General features: G+C 43.3%; 17 protein-coding genes. 6 read left to right on the top strand and 11 right to left on the bottom strand.

From position 1 onward, the window contains the following. Nucleotides 1-18 precede the first annotated feature (18 nt). The 7 genes from rny to rpsT all read right to left on the bottom strand — a co-directional run bounded on the left by rny (nt 19) and on the right by rpsT (nt 6,439). On the bottom strand, nt 19-1,581 hold the full coding sequence (gene rny / locus AC2D6U_RS13840) for a ribonuclease Y (protein WP_484721580.1): 1,563 nt from the start codon (nt 1,579-1,581) through the stop codon (nt 19-21). A 42-nt stretch (nt 1,582-1,623) separates the two neighbouring features. After that, nucleotides 1,624-1,911, bottom strand: coding sequence for a cell division protein ZapA (locus AC2D6U_RS13845; RefSeq protein ID WP_484721581.1), 288 nt, complete (start codon nt 1,909-1,911; stop codon nt 1,624-1,626). An 11-nt stretch (nt 1,912-1,922) separates the two neighbouring features. Continuing rightward, on the bottom strand, nt 1,923-2,216 hold the full coding sequence (locus AC2D6U_RS13850) for a hypothetical protein (RefSeq protein WP_484721582.1): 294 nt from the start codon (nt 2,214-2,216) through the stop codon (nt 1,923-1,925). A gap of 1 nt (nt 2,217) precedes the next feature. Beyond that, nucleotides 2,218-4,632 carry a phenylalanine--tRNA ligase subunit beta gene (gene pheT, locus AC2D6U_RS13855; protein ID WP_484721583.1) on the bottom strand — a complete coding sequence of 805 codons (2,415 nt, stop codon included), beginning with the start codon at nt 4,630-4,632 and terminating at the stop codon, nt 2,218-2,220. 98 nt (nt 4,633-4,730) lie between these two features. Continuing rightward, a complete protein-coding gene (locus AC2D6U_RS13860) occupies nt 4,731-5,351 on the bottom strand; it encodes a DUF1684 domain-containing protein (RefSeq protein ID WP_484721584.1) in 621 nt (206 codons plus the stop codon). A 45-nt stretch (nt 5,352-5,396) separates the two neighbouring features. Further along, nucleotides 5,397-6,086 (bottom strand): RadC family protein, encoded by a 690-nt coding sequence (gene radC / locus AC2D6U_RS13865; RefSeq protein ID WP_484721585.1) that lies wholly within the window; start codon nt 6,084-6,086, stop codon nt 5,397-5,399. A gap of 101 nt (nt 6,087-6,187) precedes the next feature. After that, nucleotides 6,188-6,439 carry a 30S ribosomal protein S20 gene (gene rpsT / locus AC2D6U_RS13870; RefSeq protein WP_484721586.1) on the bottom strand — a complete coding sequence of 84 codons (252 nt, stop codon included), beginning with the start codon at nt 6,437-6,439 and terminating at the stop codon, nt 6,188-6,190. A 187-nt stretch (nt 6,440-6,626) separates the two neighbouring features. On the opposite strand from rpsT, the gene AC2D6U_RS13875 reads away from it, so the two are divergent. Beyond that, on the top strand, nt 6,627-7,367 hold the full coding sequence (locus tag AC2D6U_RS13875; protein ID WP_484721587.1) for a membrane or secreted protein: 741 nt from the start codon (nt 6,627-6,629) through the stop codon (nt 7,365-7,367). Between the two features lie 42 nt (nt 7,368-7,409). Here AC2D6U_RS13875 and ytxJ read toward each other — a convergent pair whose 3' ends face one another. Together ytxJ and AC2D6U_RS13885 are read right to left on the bottom strand one after the other, a co-directional pair. Continuing rightward, nucleotides 7,410-7,790: a bacillithiol system redox-active protein YtxJ gene (gene ytxJ / locus AC2D6U_RS13880; RefSeq protein ID WP_484721588.1), complete on the bottom strand. Its 381-nt coding sequence runs from the start codon at nt 7,788-7,790 to the stop codon at nt 7,410-7,412. Nucleotide 7,791: 1 nt separating this feature from the next. Then, complete coding sequence (locus tag AC2D6U_RS13885; RefSeq protein WP_484721589.1) at nt 7,792-9,768, bottom strand: alpha-ketoacid dehydrogenase subunit alpha/beta; 1,977 nt, start codon at nt 9,766-9,768, stop codon at nt 7,792-7,794. A gap of 90 nt (nt 9,769-9,858) precedes the next feature. Here AC2D6U_RS13885 and AC2D6U_RS13890 point away from each other — a divergent pair, with 90 nt between their 5' ends. The 5 genes from AC2D6U_RS13890 (at nt 9,859) to AC2D6U_RS13910 (ending at nt 16,442) form a co-directional block, all read left to right on the top strand. Next, nucleotides 9,859-11,106 (top strand): M16 family metallopeptidase, encoded by a 1,248-nt coding sequence (locus AC2D6U_RS13890; protein ID WP_484721590.1) that lies wholly within the window; start codon nt 9,859-9,861, stop codon nt 11,104-11,106. Beyond that, nucleotides 11,103-11,582: a 2-C-methyl-D-erythritol 2,4-cyclodiphosphate synthase gene (gene ispF, locus AC2D6U_RS13895; protein ID WP_484721591.1), complete on the top strand. Its 480-nt coding sequence runs from the start codon at nt 11,103-11,105 to the stop codon at nt 11,580-11,582. The genes AC2D6U_RS13890 and ispF overlap by 4 nt, the downstream gene beginning before the upstream one ends. Next, nucleotides 11,583-12,257: a tRNA (5-methylaminomethyl-2-thiouridine)(34)-methyltransferase MnmC2 gene (gene mnmC2, locus AC2D6U_RS13900; protein WP_484721592.1), complete on the top strand. Its 675-nt coding sequence runs from the start codon at nt 11,583-11,585 to the stop codon at nt 12,255-12,257. It abuts the gene before it with no gap. 158 nt (nt 12,258-12,415) lie between these two features. Continuing rightward, on the top strand, nt 12,416-12,736 hold the full coding sequence (locus AC2D6U_RS13905) for a hypothetical protein (protein WP_484721593.1): 321 nt from the start codon (nt 12,416-12,418) through the stop codon (nt 12,734-12,736). Between the two features lies 1 nt (nt 12,737). Further along, a complete protein-coding gene (locus AC2D6U_RS13910; protein ID WP_484721594.1) occupies nt 12,738-16,442 on the top strand; it encodes a hypothetical protein in 3,705 nt (1,234 codons plus the stop codon). Here AC2D6U_RS13910 and AC2D6U_RS13915 read toward each other — a convergent pair. Next, nucleotides 16,439-17,008, bottom strand: a complete 570-nt coding sequence (locus AC2D6U_RS13915) for a 5-formyltetrahydrofolate cyclo-ligase (RefSeq protein WP_484721595.1) — start codon at nt 17,006-17,008, stop codon at nt 16,439-16,441. The two genes, AC2D6U_RS13910 and AC2D6U_RS13915, sit on opposite strands and share 4 nt — an antisense overlap. Next, nucleotides 17,001-18,587 carry a bacillithiol biosynthesis cysteine-adding enzyme BshC gene (gene bshC, locus AC2D6U_RS13920; protein WP_484721596.1) on the bottom strand — a complete coding sequence of 529 codons (1,587 nt, stop codon included), beginning with the start codon at nt 18,585-18,587 and terminating at the stop codon, nt 17,001-17,003. The genes AC2D6U_RS13915 and bshC overlap by 8 nt, the downstream gene beginning before the upstream one ends. Between the last annotated feature and the right edge of the window lie 18 nt (nt 18,588-18,605).

Consider the following 18,605-nt stretch of genomic DNA (forward strand, 5'->3'; position numbering starts at 1 on the left):
TCTAAATTTTTATCCAAATTATTTAGCGTAATTCACGGCACGCATCTCTCTGATCACCGTTACCTTAATTTGACCAGGGTATTGCATTTCCTTTTCGATCTTCTGAGAAATATCGAAAGATAGCTGGCCGGCCTTGCTGTCAGAAACGGATTCTGCGTCGACCATTACCCTTAGCTCTCTGCCTGCTTGGATAGCATAGCACTTGTTTACCCCATCAAAATTGAGGGCAAGGCTTTCGAGTTCCTTAAGTCTTTTGATATAGGACTCCATGACCTCTCTTCTCGCTCCAGGTCGGGCACCACTGATGGCATCGCAGGCTTGCACAAGAGGGGAGATCATGTTTTTCATTTCGATCTCATCGTGGTGTGCGCCTATCGCATTGCAGACGTCCGGATGCTCTTTGTACTTTTTAGCCAATTCCATTCCGAGAATCGCGTGAGGGATTTCAGGTTCTTCTGGCCAAACTTTTCCAATGTCGTGCAACAAACCGGCACGTTTAGCTTTTTTGGGATTTAGCCCCAACTCACTCGCCATGGTTGCACAAAGATTGGCCACTTCTCTCGAGTGTTGCAATAAGTTTTGACCATAGGATGACCTAAATCTCATGCGGCCAACCATCTTGATAAGCTCTGGGTGTAAACCGTGGATACCGAGATCAATGACTGTTCTTTCACCTATTTCGGCAATCTCTTCTTCAATGTTTTTGGTCGTTTTGGCTACGATCTCTTCTATCCGAGCTGGGTGAATTCTTCCATCTTGCACAAGCCGGTGAAGTGATAACCGTGCGATCTCTCTTCTCACGGGATCAAAACCGGAGATGATGATGGCTTCAGGTGTATCGTCTACAATGATTTCCACGCCTGTAGAAGCTTCTAAGGCACGGATATTTCTTCCTTCACGACCAATGACCTTTCCTTTGATGTCGTCACTTTCAATATTAAAAATGGACACACAGTTTTCTATGGCATGCTCTGTCGCAGTACGTTGGATCGATTGGATCACAATCTTCTTCGCTTCCTTAGCACCGGAAAGTTTCGCTTCGTCAATGATGTCTTTGACTAGTGCTGAAGCTTTTGATTCGGCCTCATCCTTCAAGGTTTCGATGAGTTGTTCCCTTGCTTCATCAGCCGATAGCTGAGCAACTTTCTCGAGTGCCTTGATCTTTTGTTCGACTTTTGCTTCGAGGTCTTGCTTTCTTTTTTGCACGATTTCCATCTGGGCATCCAAGTTTTCCCTCATGCTGTCAAGCTCCGCCTCTTTTCGCTGTGTTTTTTCTTGAAGCTTGGATAAGTGCGCTTCTTTTTGTTTCAGCTTGTTTTCATTGCTGATGATCTGATTCTTCTTTCGATTGGCTTCTTCTTCAAAATCTGATTTTAGTTTGAGGTATTTTTCTTTGGCCTCTAGAATTTTATCCTTCTTGATGCTTTCCGCAGTAATTTCAGCCTCTTTGATGATTAGCTTTCTTTTTTCTTCTAATTCTTGTACCGCCTTACGATTTAATTTTTGCATCCAAAAGCGACCAAGAAAAAAACCAATGGCTATCGCTGCGATGGCAACTGGTATAATGGTTATGTCTCCCATAGGTATATAAAATGGGGTAGAAGAAGAAGGAGCTTAATTAGATCACTTGATAGCGCTTTTGATCATTTCATTCAGCGCATCTATTTTGGAGTCGGCCGTTGTATCTAGGGTTGTCATCTCCTCTTCATTTTTGAGTTTAGCAACCATGCTATCAAATGCGACCATTGCTAAAAGGTCTTCTTTGTCGTCTATACCGAATTGTTCGCGGTAGGAACGAAGTTTTTCATTGATGAATTTACCCGCATTCCTCACCCTCGCTTCCTCTTCGGGTTTGACTTTCATTGGATACTCTCGGTCTCCAATTTTTATTTTTATTGATAGAAGATCCATATTTCTCAGTGCTAGCTCAAGTAAGAGATGCACTTATCTATCTCCTTGATGTATTCGTTCAATCTATTTTTAAGCTCGATAGAATCTTCTTTTTCTACCGATGTATTGTTTACAAGTTTAGACATTTTGTCCTGATTTTGAAAATCAGAAAGTTTCGTCTCTAAGTCATCAATTCTTTGCTTCAACACTTGCCGTTCCTGCGTTAAAACGGCGTTTTCTTCTGCCTGACGCTGGTAAGCCTTGAGCAATGCCTCAACATTTGCTTGAAGTTGTTCTAGTCGTTGATCAAATGTAGAAGCATTCATGTTATGTACGTATTGTTGCGTTCAGCTCTTTTTCAAAGCCCTTGATCAAGCGAGACATCGTTTTATCAATGACCTTGTCTGTTAATGTTTTCTCTTGATCTTGTAAGAAAAAACTTATGGCGTAAGCTTTTTGATTTTCTCCAATCTTATCTCCTTCATACACGTCAAAAACCTGGATGTCTTTGATAAGTTCTCGCTCTAATTTGTTTGTCAGTTGTCTAATCTCATCAAATTTTACTGATTTATCAACAACGAGTGACAAATCTCTTTTTACTTCCGGGAACTTCGAGATAGACTGAAAGGTCGGGTTGAGTGGGTACTGTTTCTTGAGATAAGTCCAGTCGATCACTGCATAAAAGACCTCTTGATTGATCTTGAACGATTGCATTGGCCTTTTCCCGACTCGGCCTATTTTGGCCATCGTCTTATGATTCAACGAGAGCTCAACACCGTAATCAAAGAGATCATTAGAGAGTTCCTTTGTTTCAAGGGTTGACAGATTGAATTTATTCATGAGTTGGCTAAGTACTTCAGCCAGATCATGATAAGTCAATGGTCGTTCTTCCCCCATCCAATGTGCAGAATGGTTGTTTCCGGTTGCAAACAAAGCCAAAACCTGACGTTCTTTGTATTTGCCATTAATGAGGTGGTATGTGGTGCCAAATTCGAAAATCTTCAGGTCTCGTTGTTTTCTTTTGACATTCCGCTCTATGACTTCCAGCCCATGAAAGATAAGGTCTTGTCGCATTACATTGAGTTCTTCACTGAGTGAATTTAGAATATTGACGTCCTCGTTGGAATTGATGGATGCAACTGAAGCTGAATAGGCTTTTTTGGTGAGCGAATTGGTTACCACTTCATGAAACCCTGTTCCGGAAAGAAGCCTCGATATTTCGAGTTTCAGGGAGTCGTTACTTTTCTTTGGAAAATGTGAAAGAAAAGTGCTGCTCAGATGGTCCTCTAGCGGGATGTTGTTGTACCCGTAGATCCTTAATATTTCTTCAATGATGTCTGCTTCTCTTTGAACGTCAACACGATAAGGAGGGACAATCGCCATGAATTTTTCTTCGTTGATGGGTTCGATATGTATTTCTAGGCTACGAAGAATTTTATGGACATTGTCCGTATCCATTGCTTTCCCTATCAAGCGATCAATGTTCTTGTATTTCACCTCAATTCTAAAATCCTCAATTGGATTAGGATAGATGTCGTTGATATCAGAGCTGATCTCGCCCCCTGTCAATTCTTTAATGAGTAAAGCAGCAAATTTCAATGCTGTCACCGTCATGTTTGGATCAGTTCCTCTCTCATACCGAAAGGCAGCATCTGTTTTCAATTGGTGCTTCTGCGAGGTTTTTCGAATACTGTCTGGTGAAAAATAGGCGACTTCTAGAAAAACGTGTTGGGTTTGTTCTGTTACACCTGATTTAATTCCTCCAAATACACCGGCGATACACATGCCTTCGTTCTCGTTACAGATCATCAGGTCATTCGCTGATAGCTTTCGTTCCACTTCATCCAAGGTTTTAAAAGTGGTGCCTTCGACCAAGGTTTTCACAATGACATGATCTCCCGAGATCGCATCGGCGTCAAAAGCATGCATGGGTTGGCCAAGTGCATGAAGTGCATAATTCGTGACATCGACTACATTGTTGGTGGGGTTTATGCCAATTGCTTTTAGCCTGCGCTGAAGCCATTCGGGTGAAGCTTTTACCTCAACATTACTGATGGTAATTGAGGTATACCTTGGACATGCCTCTTTGTCTTCCACCGTGACTTTGATCGGTCGATTGTTATTGTCGGCATGAAAGCCCGATAGATTGGGCATTTTAATTTCCCTATCCAATAGCGCTCGCAAATCACGTGCAGTACCTAAGTGTGAGGCTCCGTCGGCACGATTTGGGGTTAATCCGATCTCAAAAACTTGATCTGACTGCAGATTGAAATAGGTAGTGGCGGGTGTTCCGTTCTCGAGAGTAGTGTCCAATACCAGTATTCCATCATGTCCTTCTCCTAGTCCAATTTCATCTTCAGCACAGAGCATGCCTTCAGAAACCTCACCTCTGATTTTGGCTTTTTTAATTTGAAAAGGTTCGCCTTTAGCGGGGTAGAGGGTCGCCCCAACTGTTGCGACCACTACTTTTTGCCCTACAGCTACGTTAGGTGCTCCACATACAATCGGAGAGAGTTTTTCTTGACCGATATCTACTGTGGTGACAGATAGCTTGTCGGCGTTGGGGTGTTTTTGGCAGCTTTTTACTTCACCAATGACCAAGCCTTTTAGTCCTCCTTTGACGGCTTCTACTTCCTCTAAACCTTCTACTTCTAAACCTGACTGGGTGAGAAGTGCAGAAATTTCTTCTGGCGTCTCATTTAGTTCGATAAAATCCTTTAGCCAATTGAGGGAGATCTTCATGGATGCTGCGCATTTTGATTCTGTTTTCTAACAGAATCTATGTGTTCAATAACAATTTTAAGAAGGGCAAAAATAATGATTTAAGCGTTCTAAACTACCTAGTAATTGCTTTTGTAAAGCTTTTCTCCTGCTGAGATTTTTACGGGGATAAAATTTTCTCGAGGTGGAATGGGGCAGCTGTACTCGTCATTAAAGTGGCAATAAGGGTTGTAAGCGTTATTAAAATCAATGATGACGGAATTGGTGTTTCTAAACATGACATCCAGGTATCTTCCTCCACCATAAGTTTCAATATCGCTTGTTTCATCAGCAAACATCAGAGAGAGCCGATTAGGGTCTTTTTCCTCCCAGTCTTGGTAGAGTAACACCTGATGTTCCTGACCTTGCAATTCAAAGAATGCTTTGGCAAAGGGGATGTACTTCAATTGTTCCCCGGTGGTAGAAGGAATGAATACAGGTTGTCTGTTTTCAAGCCTCTCGATGCGAGCCGTAAGTCGATAGCTGGGGTTTACAGCATAGTATTTCAACCCTTCAAAGGAACGTTTATCCTCATCAGTGAGCGGTGAGGTTGAGGAGAGCATGAAGCCATTTCTGTCAATTCTTTCCTGTTCAATTCGACCAATGTAGCTTTCTTCACTTTCGCCAATGGTCAGGAAATTGAGAATCGTTACACCTATGATGGCGATGATGAGGATCACAAAAATGGTATTCCGTTTCATTGGGGCGAAATTATAACCAATTAAAAAGGAAAAGAAGCCTTTTGTTCAAATTAGCCCTTCATCTGCAAAGCTAAAATAGCCTTCATTCGTGAAGATCAAATGATCCAATACGGGTATTTCCAAAAGTTGACCTGATGAAACCATCTTGCTCGTGAGTTTTTGGTCTGCTTGACTTGGTTTTAAATTACCACTCGGGTGATTATGGATCAAGACAATGCCTGATGCCAGATCTTCCAGTGCAATTTTGAAAATGACTTTGGGATCAGCTACCGTACCCGAAACACCTCCTTGAGAAATCAGTCGGCTTTGGATCACTTTATTGTTACGGTTCAAACAGAGGATCCAGAATTGTTCGATGGGTTGATCTAACAGCTTGGGCTTTATGAAATCATAAACGTCTTGGCTAGCGCGGATCTGTTTTCTTAGCTCACTGTTACTCTCGCCTCTTCTTCGTCCCAACTCTAAGGCGCTGATGATCGCGATGGCCTTTGCTTCACCAATTCCATTGAACTGCATCAAATCCTTAACGGTGTATTTGGCTAATTGATGAAGGTTGTGATCGGCATGAGCTAAAATTTGTTTTGCCAGCTCAACAGCAGATAGTTTGCGATTACCTGAACCGATGAGTATGGCAATAAGCTCTGCGTCCGTTAAATGTGTGCGTCCTTTGAGGAGGAGCTTTTCTCTGGGACGGTCTTCTTCAGCCCATTCCAGGATCTTTAGGCCTTTCTCCATGATGATAAAATGAAGAAAAAATATGAAAATGAAAAGTAATTAGGAAAGAAAAGGTATAAAAAAACCGGACCCATAGGACCGGTTAAGCGGTTTGCTATTCTTTAAAGGCTATTAACAAGCTTTGTCAGTTTCGACTTGTTATTAGCGGCTTTATTCTTGTGAATAATGTTTTTCTTTGCCAGTCTATCCAGCATGCTGGTAACTGTTTTCAAAAGCTCTTGTGCTTCAGTCTTATCCGTCGTGCTTCTCAATCGTTTGATGAAGGTACGGGTAGTCTTGTGCTGATACCTGTTTCTCAAACGTTTTGCCTCGTTTGATCTGATTCTTTTTAATGCTGACTTGTGATTTGCCATTTCTTAAAATTACTTCCGCTTTTCTAATTGGGATGCAAAGATAGGTCAATTTGTGATATCATCAAAAATGCTACGAAATATTTACCACTAGAAATGAAATTTTCTTTGGAGGAATAAAGCCAGTCCTCCCTAATAAAGCCTTTTTCGCTAAATTTTGTATCTTCCTTCTGTTTTAAATTACACGGTTATGACTGTCATCCCTTCATTTTTTTGCGCTTTTCTGTTCGCTATTTCCCCAACATCAGCCTTTGAATCTGAGACTGCCAATGCCTTGGAAGGGGCATGGGAAATGAACTTACCATCAGATCAATCATCTAATATGCGTACTGTCATGACGATACAAGCGCCTTATGTGTTCATTTCCTCTTTTAATGTGGAAAGCAAAGAGTTTTTTGAATCTCAAGGAGGGATGATCGAGATATTAGGGAATACCATCAATTACACGGTTGAGTTTCATACTGCGGATGGCAATGAGATAGGTAAGTCGTATCAAATCACAACCGAGATCAATAGAAACCAACTTGTGGCATCTATTGAAGTGGATGGCGCAAGTCAATCCGTCAATTACACGAGAATTGATGCCGGTAACTCTGATCTAGCAGGTGCATGGAGGATCACAGAGCGAATGCGCAATGGGGAAATGCAAAAAATGCGCTTGGGCTCTAGAAAGACGATCAAAATGATCACCGGAACCCGTTTTCAGTGGGTGGCCTTCGATCCTGAGTCAAAGTCCTTTTCTGGAACAGGAGGAGGAACTGTAACCTTGAAAGAGGGAAAATACACCGAACATATTGAATTCTTTTCAAGAAATTCTGATCGTGTAGGGGCCAGTTTAACCTTTGATTATGAGGTCAATGGTGACCGGTGGGTGCATAGTGGATTAAACTCTACAGGAAGTCCAATCAAGGAAATCTGGACCCGTCAATAGACCTCAATCAACCTTCACATTTGTGAGTGAGCCAATAGTGAACTATTTACTTTGCTGGATCACTTGTTCGATGGATTCTGCCGAAATGTTCATGTGTGAATCGTTGTGAATCGCTTTGCCATTTTTCACTAGAATGATCTGTGGAGATTCATGATAGACCTCAAAGCGCTGGGCAATTTCATTCGATAAATTTCGGTAGCTAATCAAGTCGAGAAAATAGGTTTTGACCTCGTTAAGCTCCTCTTTCCAGCCTCGTTCTAGTCGGTTTAATGCCATTCCCGAAATGCCACACCTTGTGCTGTGTTTATAGATCAGCACATGCTGTTCGTGGCTTTCTTCAACAAGAGTGTGGAGTTGCTCCAACTCTTCTAAAGGTTGCCACTCAATTGAGGTTGTCGATGCACCTGATTTTTTCCAGAACATATTAATAGGCGTTTAGCGCTTGTAATTTTTCTAAAAGTCTTTTTTGAGGTAAAAAGTTCTCTTCTAGGGTTTTGGTGAATGGCACTGGTGTATCTAAACTTCCTTCTCTCATTACCGGGGCATCTAAATATTCAAAGCAATGTTCTGATATCCAGGCAGCGATCTCAGCGCCTATTCCTCCAGTCAGTGTGTCTTCATGTAAGACCAATGCTTTATTTGTCTTCATAACAGAGGATTTGACTGTTTCCATGTCCCAGGGAAGCAGCGTTCTAAGGTCGACGATATCAGCATCGATTTTCAATTCACTGCAGGCTTCAAGTGCCCAATGCACGCCCATGCCATAGGTGATAATACTTAACTCTTCTCCTTCTGCCGCCAAGGCTGCTTTTCCAACTTCAACGGTATAGTAGTCATCAGCTACTTCTTGACTATGCGAACGGTATAATGCCTTATGCTCAAAAAACAGGTATGGGTTCGGATCTTCGATGGCAGCATTGAGTAAGCCCTTCGCATCGCTCGCATTGGAGGGATAGACAATTTTTAATCCCGGAACATGAAAGAACCACGCTTCGTTCGACTGGGAATGAAAAGGTCCTGCACCAACACCCGCACCGGTTGGCATGCGCACTACCACATCGGCATTCTGACCCCAGCGGTAATGAATCTTTGCCAAATTATTGACGATCTGATTGAAGCCACAGGTGACGAAATCGGCAAATTGCATTTCGACCATGGATTTGAACCCACTGATACTCAGCCCCAAGGCAGTTCCAATGATCGCGGATTCACAAAGGGGGGTGTTTCTAACGCGTTCTTTACCAAACATTTGGGTAAACCCTTCGGTGATTTTGAAAACACCTCCATAGTCTGCAATGTCTTGCCCCATCAATACGAGATTGGGGTATTTTTCCATGCTTTGCTTTAAGGCCTCTGAAATGGCATCCACAAAGCGTTTTTCTGACCTCTCATTCCCCTTTGGTGGATGGGGCTTTAAGGTGTAGTCAGCAAATAGATCATCGAGCTCTCGAGCCGTTTGGGCTTTTGGTAGTTCTTCGGCATAGGCAGTATTTAATCCGGTTTCGATCTCTGCCTTGATCTGTGCTCGTATTTCTTTTTCTACTTGGTCGTTAAGTATTCCCTGTTTGTAGAGGTAGGCTTGGTAATTCTCAACGGGGTCTTTCTTTGCCCATTTTTCCATCAGCTCATTCGGTACGTATTTTGTCCCACTCGCTTCTTCATGGCCGCGCATTCTAAAGGTTAAGGCTTCAATCAGTATCGGTTTGGGCTTCTTTCGGATCTTTGCAACTTGTGCTTTTATGGTGCGATGTACTTCGAGGATATTGTTGCCGTCCACTTGAATGGCCTCCATTCCGTAGCCCGGGCCCTTGTCGATGAATTGCTTGAACCGGAACTGTTCCGTACTCGGTGTTGACAAACCATAGCCGTTGTTTTCCACAACGAAGATGACGGGTAAGTCCCAAACAGCGGCCACATTCAATGCTTCATGAAAGTCTCCTTCTGAGCTCGCGCCGTCTCCAGTAAAAACCAGGGTCGCCTTTTGTTGCTTACTGAGTTTGTGTGCTAAGGCAATGCCGTCAGCCAAGGCCATTTGTGGACCAAGATGTGAGATCATACCGACGATGTGGTGTTCCGTTGAACCAAAGTGGAAGGACCGATCTCTACCTTTCGTAAAGCCACTGAGTTTGCCTTGAAATTGAGTAAAAAGGCGGTTGTAAGGGACTTGTCTACCTGTGAAAACACCTAAATTTCGGTGCATAGGCAGAATAAACTCGTCGTTGGCTAAAGCTTGCACGGCTCCGACAGAAACGGCCTCTTGACCAATACCGGAAAACCATTTGCTAATCTTTCCCTGCCTCAGCAGGATCAGCATTTTTTCCTCAATTATTCGTGGACGAAGCAATTGCTCATATAAGTGAAGCAATTCTTCGTTAGTGTAGCCTGCCTTGTTGAATCTCATAGGTTCGGAGATGAATTGAGCAAAATTAAAGTAATGGTGCAAAGGCGGAAATTAAAGGGCATTATTTTTAAATTCGCCTCAAATCTGTTTATGATCCCATTCGAAAGATTTCAACTCGAAAATGGCCTGACGGTCATTGTTCATCAAGATAAGTCGTCACCAATGGCGGTTCTTAATTTGCTCTACAAAGTGGGGGCTAGAAATGAATCACCTGAAAAGACAGGTTTTGCGCACCTTTTCGAGCATTTGATGTTTGGTGGCTCAAAACATGTTCCTTCATTTGATGAGCCGCTGCAACGAGTGGGCGGTGATAACAATGCCTTTACTTCAAACGATATCACCAATTATTACATTACGGTGCCTTCGGCAAATTTGGAGACAGCGTTTTGGTTGGAGTCAGACCGCATGCTCAGCTTAAGCTTTGATCCCAACGTTTTGGAAGTACAACGTGCAGTCGTCATTGAAGAATTCAAGCAACGTTATTTGAATCAACCCTATGGTGATGTTTGGTTGAAGCTTCGACCCTTGGCTTACGATCAGCACCCATACCAGTGGCCTACTATAGGCAAAGAAATCAGTCATATTGAAGAGGCGACCTTGGAAGATGTGAAAGCGTTTTTTAAGCGTTTTTATGTGCCAAATAATGCGGTATTGGTCGTAGCAGGAGATGTCAATCTAGATGAGGTCCGTAGGCTTTCAGAGAAATGGTTTGGTCCTATTCCCCAAGGGCAGCAAGATTTGGTTGAAATAAAGCCTGAACCAAAACAGCAGCAATACAAAATTCTTGAGACAAGCGCGGATGTTCCTCTAGACGCGTTTTACTTGTCCTTTCACATGAGCGGAAGAAATGACCGAAATTATCATTCGACCGATCTGTTGAGTGATGTATTGGGTCGGGGTAAATCAAGTCTGTTGTATCAAGAGCTGGTTGAGAAGCAGCCGATCTTCAATTCGATCAATGCATTCGTTACGGGTAATGTGGATCCCGGACTACTGACAATTCAAGGAAAGCTTAATGAGGGAGTGAGTATGGAAAAGGCAGAAGAAGCCGTATGGGCATTACTTGAGGAATTAAAAGTGAAAGGGATTTCTAGAGAGGAATTGCAAAAAGTAAAAAATAAAGCCGAGGCTTCTCAGGTCTTTTCTGATCTGGAGTTGCTCAATCGAGCCATGAACTTGGCTTTTGCCGAAATGCTCGGTGATGCTGAGTTGGCAAACCAGGAAATTGGAAAAATTAGGGCGGTGACCAGGCAGCAAGTGGCTGAAGTGGCCAACGAGCTGTTGACAAAGGAGAATGCCTCATTACTGAAGTACAAAGCGAAAAGAAGAAGCGCATGAAAATCAGAGTAGGATTTGGGTATGACGTTCATCAATTGGCGGATGGTGAAGAATTTTGGCTAGGAGGAATTTTGGTTCCCCACACACAGGGTGCCGTTGGGCATTCTGATGCCGATGTCTTGATTCACGTCATTTGTGATGCACTGCTTGGCGCGGCAAATATGCGAGACATTGGATATCATTTTTCCGATCAAGACCCGAAATTCAAAGGGATTGATAGTAAGATCCTTTTGAAAGAAGTGATCGAATTGATCAATACAAAGGGCTACCACGTAGGAAATATTGATTCTACCATTGCATTACAAGAACCAAAGGTCAACCCACACATTCCTGCAATGAAGAAATGCCTGGCAGAGGTTATGGGGATAGATGAAGATGACATATCGATAAAAGCTACAACCACTGAAAAATTAGGCTTTGTCGGAAAAAAGGAAGGCGTGGCGGCATACGCTGCTGTATTGATCCAAAAAGACTAAATGTTAAAGGCCAAGCTTATCGTAACCGAGGATGGCTCACACTCGCTTTACATTCGCGAGATGAATGAAACGTATCATTCAACCCATGGGGCATTAACGGAGTCTCAGTATGTGTTTTTAAAGGAAGGAGTAGAATACACGCTTCTGCAAGAAAATCATCAACGTGTTCGAATTTTAGAAGTTGGTTTTGGAACGGGATTAAATGCCTTGATGATGCTTGAATTTGCTCGGCAGCATCCAGCTCTTTCGATCGATTATCTCACTTTAGAGCCTTTTCCCCTGAGCGAAGACCTCTTTAGTCGGTTGAATTTTGCTGAATATCTTCCTCATGTGATGAATGAAGAATTGTTGAGAATGCATGAAATGCCTTCAAAGGAGGAGGCCGTCTTTGATAATTTCAGGTTCCTCAAGTACCAAGAGAAGGTGGAGGAAGTCACACTCAACAGAGAGTCGGAAGTAGTGTTTTTTGATGCTTTTGCCCCCAATAAACAAGGAGAGGTATGGAACCTTAGTGTTTTGGAAAAATTACATGATTGCCTAGTAAAAGGCGGTGTTTTGGTGACTTATTGCGCACAGGGGCAGTTCAAACGCAACCTTAAAGCAGCCGGTTTTGAAGTGGAAACCTTAAAGGGGCCGCCAGGCAAAAAGGAAATGGTTCGTGGGATAAAAAATTAAAACAACCATCTCTTTCGCATGCTGATTTGTGAAGATAATCGCGAAGAGTTGTATCTTCTTTCACTTAATTATTGCGTATGATCTCCCAGCGTTCCTTACCAGCGGTTATTTTTCTACTGTCTTTTTGTATCACTCTCTCATGTCAAACGTCAAATGCCGTGAATTTCAGTCAAAATGAAGATGGAATCTATTTGGCTCATAAGCCAAGTATTCCTAAGGGGGCTGTCCGATTAACCATAGAGTTCACCTCTGCAATTGAGGAGGTGGAAGGCGCATTTTTTGCCGATGCTAACGTATTAGCGGTGAACGGTTTTGGAGAGACCTTTGCCACGGTAAGACCTAGAAAGGGAGAATCCATTCGACTGAGTGTAGTAGGTTCTATTGAAGGAAGAGCCTTTAAGAAAGGGGATAAAGTCAAGTTAGACGCCATGACACCTGTGCTAAAAGAAGGTCAAACATTAACCATCTCAATGCTTTAATATGAAAAAGAGCAGCAAAAGACTAATTCTACCAATAGCAGTAGTCCTGATTTTTTTCATTGTGCTTTTTTCGAAGGAGACAAGAACATTTCGATGGGAAGAGAATAGCCTTGTTGTCACGGAAATGACGGAAGAGGATGAAGCGGAGGAAAAGTATGAGAGTCCTTGGGATCGAAACGCTTTTGAATTGAAAAAATTGAGAGATCCAAACACCGGAAAGATCCCTGTACAAATTGGATTGAAAGAAAGGGAGTTCATCAAGGAGCAACAAGATCGCATCAAACCAGCTGTGCGCACAGTGAAAGGTCAATTTAAAGCAGAGTCTACTGCGGCTACGGCTAATGCGAATTTTATCAATCGAGGTCCTTGGAATATCGGTGGCCGCACGAGGGCCTTGGCTATCGATATTGCGGATGAGAACACCATTTTAGCCGGAGGAATTTCAGGTGGTGTTTGGAAGTCTGTAGATCAAGGAGCTACATGGACACGCACGTCAAAACTCGATCAGCACCCAGGAGTTACCGCCATCATTCAAGACCGTCGAAGTGGCCAAAATTCTACTTGGTATTATGGTACCGGTGAACGCAGGGGTAATTCTGCTTCGGGGGACGGGGCCTTTTACTTTGGTAATGGCATCTATAAATCGACTGATAATGGAAGCAATTGGACGCTAATCCCGACAACAGCGGTCAATGGCACCTCAGGAACAGACCCTGTGAATACACTTACCGCATTTACGCTGCTTGATGAATTGGCTATGGATTATTCAAATACGACCGAGACAGAGCTTTATGCAGCAGGTGCAGGCAGTATCGTTCGGACAACGGATGGTTTCCAGACGTTTACGACAGTATTAGGAGCTACCAATAATCCGAACAACATGGCCGACGTGCTGGTCACCTCCACAGGTGTCGTGTATGCGACCGTTGGGCGTCAAAGCGCAAATGGGGCCGGAGGGCAAGATGGTGTGTGGCGCTCCGCCGATGGTATTAATTGGACAGAGATTACGCCAAACGGCATTGAAGCAGGCTATTTGCGGTTGGAATTGGGAATAGATCCGCAGAATGAGAACAACATCTGGTTGGTAAGTGATCGAACCCTATTCAAGTGGGATGATGCAGCAAAAAGCTGGACAAATTTGAGTGCAGCGCTGGCAATACCCTCTGATCCTGACAGTCGACAAGGCTTGACCGATTTTACGACACAGCAGTATTATGACCAATTGGTTACGGTTCATCCGAATAATAGTGATGTTGTGTTCATTGGAGGAACTAACTTATTCAGATCTACGGATGGCTTCCAAACCACTACCAATAAGACACAGATTGCAGGGTACAGCCCCGCTCAAAATATCAGTTTCTTATATCCAAATCATCATCCTGACCTACACAAGGCAGTTTTCTTCCCTTCAGACCCGAATAAAATGATCACCGGAGACGATGGGGGTGTTCATCTCACCACAAACAATTTGGCCAATAATGCCAACTTTCCGGTCACGTGGCAGTCGTTGAATAATGGATACCTCTCTACCCAATTCTATCATATTGGACTCAATACCATTGACATTGCCAATCCTTTTATCATTGGTGGAATGCAAGACAACGGAACTTATTTCACAACCTCCCAAGACCCGACCAATGATTGGGGAAGAGCAGGTGGAGGAGATGGAGCCTGGTCGGCCATAACGTACAACTCGTTTTTTGTTTCTTCCCAAAAAGGCAATGTAGATCGCATTGAGATCGTAAATAATGCGGTTGACTTCAATAATGCTGTGTCCATTGTGCCTGTTCATGAAAGCCAACGAGAAGAGGAGTTTTTATTCGTGAACCCTTTCGCATTCAATGAAGTCAATCAAGACCAAGTCGTGATCGGTGGTTTGGAGCGTGCCTTTTTCGCCAAGGACATCCGCACCAACCCAGGTGCAGGTGATTGGATTGAAATTACTAGTCCTGAGTTGACAGGGTCAAATGCAAATATTACTGCGATGGGCTTTTCCGTCGAGCCGGAGGGTGTTCTCTACATGGGAACAGATTTTGGTCAAGTACTAAAGGTGACCAATACGCAAGGCATTGAGAGTAATGTGCAAGCAGAGGATCTGCCCACAGGTAGTATGCCTGACGGTTACATTGGTGCGATCAAGGTTGACCCCGCTGATGCCAATCACGTGATCGTCACCTTCACCAATTATGGGGTGATCAGCATTTGGGAAAGTACTGATGGCGGGCAAAATTGGTCGAGCATTGCCGGAAACCTCGAGGAAAATGCCGATGGATCGGGCGTGGGCCCTTCGGTACGTTCGTTTGAGATCATGCCTGACGGTAATGGCGGTAACTATTACTTTGCAGGTACTTCTGTCGGTTTATACATGACCCAAACCTTGGCTGGCGCCAATACGGTTTGGACACAGCAATCTCCGGATGGCATAGGCGATGTGGTGGTCAGTTGGATTCAAGTCCGACCGATCGAAGGATTAGTGGTGGCGAGTACGCACGGCAATGGTGTTTTTTCAGCCTCTTATGATGTAGGAAAGAATGCCTTCATTCATTATGCTTTTGATGCGCAGAATGTGTCTTATGATATCATGGCCAATCGAAGTTTCGATCAAAACCGTCCTTTGGCATATCAATGGTTGAGGAACGGAGAAATTATAAGCGGAGAAGACGGAAATACCCTTACGGTTACCAATGGAGGAGCATATCAATTGCGGTTGTTTTTCCAAGACCAGCAAAATACACTATCGAATACCATCAACATCAACTTAGATGGAGATGCTCCAGAAATTACTTCCATTGCCAGAATGAATCCAACCGATGAAGATGTTACCGTCACAGAGGTAACGTTTCAGGTAACTTTCAATGAGAATGTGAAAAATGTAGATGCATCTGATTTTGTGACCACGGGAAGCGCGGCCGGTGATGTAGCCAATGTGACCCGTGAGACCGATGCGATTTATCATGTAAGTATTGACAATATCAGAGGAAAGGGTGCCTTAGGGCTAAGTGTCATAGGAGCAACGGATATTCTGGACGAGTCCGATAACCTTTTCAGTGGACGGATACTGAGTGCAGAGACCTATAGCATTGTAGATGGTGTTTCACCAACGGTTTCGATCACAAGATTCGATCCTGTGAGTGCAGTGACCAATCAGGCGGAGGTGACTTTCCGTATCGAATTCAATGAACCCATTGTCAACTTTGGCACCACCGATCTTCAATTCATCGCAGGGTCTTCCGGCGCAACTTTGGGAAGCCTGAGGCAAGCCGAAGCAGGACGTGTATTTGAAATGGAGATCATTGAAATACAAGAGGATGGGCCATTGGGTATTGAGTTTCGAGCAGAACAAGACATTGAAGATGAAAGCGGGAATGCCTTCGATGGTCAGATTCAGTCGAATGAAACCTATACCATAGAGAATATCATCACCTCGATTGATGAGAGATATTTAGGAGGTAAGTCCATTGTAGTTGATCGAAACCCGTCCGATGGTTTATTCACCTTGGTTTTCCCAAGCCATTTTATTGGAGACTTTGAACTTGGTGTTGTGAATGCAGAGGGGAGAATGATTCAACAAAGGACTGTTGCAAATTACCAACAAGACCAGGAAGTTCTTGTGGATTTGCGCCTAGTACCTGACGGTCTTTATGTAGTGAAAGGCAGAAAGGGAGCTGATGAACTGACGGTAAAGCTCCTCAAGCGGACCAATTAAAAGGAGTAGACCTTAAGGTGGGTGATGCAATGATCCAATTTAATGTCTAGTTTTTCTATGTAGGGAATCTCATCTAAAGGAGGGGAGAGGCATAGTCCTATTTTGAGACAATCGGGGCTAACCTGACTTAAAAAGACGTCATAGAACCCACCACCATACCCAATGCGGTGGCCAGCTTTATCGAAGCAGATCATCGGAACAAAAACAACATCTAGTATGTCAGCAGGAAGCGATTCGTTTGAAATGGGCTCAGCGATTCCCCATTTGTTCGTGTGCAATGGATCTCCTTTTCTGTATTGATGATGCGTAAGTTGTCTGTTTGAACCGGTTCTGGGTAAAATAACTTCCGCATTATTCTCGTGTAGCCAATGAATTATGGGCCAAGTATTGACCTCGTAATTTTCTTGTATGCTACTGAAAAGATGAACTTTTCTGTGCTCCTGGAGATACTTTTCAAGAAAGCCTTTGCTCTTTTCAAAGATCAGGGAATTCCTTCGCTCAAATTCTTTATTCGTTAAGGTTTTGCGCTTTTCAAGATATACTTTCCGAAGTACTGATTTATTCATTCGTCGCAATCAAATGGAAGCGATAATCAAAAGGGTCAAAGGCTTCCATGCACAAGTCTATAAAATTCGGATCATTCAAGAAAAAATTGAGAAAATTGTCTTTTCTCTCTTGGGGAGCGCCCCCTGGAAAAAGAGATTCTTTGATGGCACTAATTCGGTTGACAAGTACTTCTTGATTTTTACGCTCTGCTTTCAGTAATTTCTTTTCCAATCGCTCGAGTGTCTTTTCTGCTTTCCGATGTTCCCCTTGTACAGTGCGTTCCAAGGTGGTGTCAATTTTTCTGGCTTGATCAAGGGCTTCTTCAAAGAGATCGTGCAGTCGCTTTTTCTGGTCATTCAGGTCGAGACTAAACTGTGTTTTTTGAGCGACCTTATCATTGATCAAGGTGTGCTCATTTTTGAAGAGATCCTCCCAGCTAAGTTCTGATTGGATAATTTTTCGTTGGGTAGACCGATTGATCACACCGGCAAAATTTCGTGGCATGAGCAAAGGAAAGCATACATCAAAATGATCAAAGTTATCTTTCAGCTGAAGCCAATACACCAGTTCGGATGGGCCTCCAACGTAAGCCAAATTAGGTAGAATATATTCCTGATAGAGTGGGCGGAGCACCACGTTTGGGCTAAATCTTTCCGGGTGTGTTTGGATCTCTGCTCTTAGGGTTTCTTCCGTAAATGAGATGTCACTGTCAACCACGATAAATGCATCGTTCACCTTTTCTATGCGGGCACGAAGATTATCTTTGAGGTAGAAGAAATTGATCTCACGAGCGTGCACTTGGGTTTTATACCCCAAATCTTCCAAGGCACCTGTGGTCTTTTGAACAGTTTGTTGTGGGCTATGCTCAAAAAGATCTGCTGTGATCACCTCATTGAATAACGATTTGAGCGCGGCCTCATCGGCATCAACCACCACCAATCCATGCTCACCGAAAAGGTGGTTCACGTATTTTCTCACGGCCTCTGCCAAGTTGCTGCTCTTGAGATACGCCTCTTGAAAAAAAGCAGGAATACCAGGGAATTCATCGATGAGTGTTTTCAGCTCTTTGGGATCAAAGTGACCTACGGCACCTGTTTGCTCCGTGTTCCACTGAAATTTTCTACCGTTATAGCGGAAATAGCTGATTTCCTCAAAATCATGATCTTCAGAGGCCATCCAATATACAGGCACAAAGTTATGCTCAGGATGAGCCTTTTTCAGTTCTTGACAAGCTCTGATCACCGTAACGATCTTGTAGATAAAGTATAGAGGACCAGTGAAGATGTTCAGTTGATGTCCAGTAGTAATGGTAAAGGTGTTTTTATCCTTCAGTTTGGAAAGGTTAGCATCTAGCAAGGCACTGATTTCTAAGCCTTCGTATTGCCTTGAAATAACGTCATGTAAGACTTGTCTGTTGGCATCTTTGAAATTTCGTTTTTTGATCTGCCTTCCTAAATTTTCAACGGTAGGGAGCCCATTATGAAAAGGCTCGAGGACTTTATTGCCTGAAATGTAGTCTAAGAAAAAGTCTGAAAAACTGTTGGTCTGTTCAAAGTTGGTCTTGTGTAGTAAACAGGCAGGTTGGTCCGAGACTTCCATAAAATGTTAAAAACGATT

It is taken from the genome of Roseivirga sp. YIW32 (assembly GCF_057219245.1).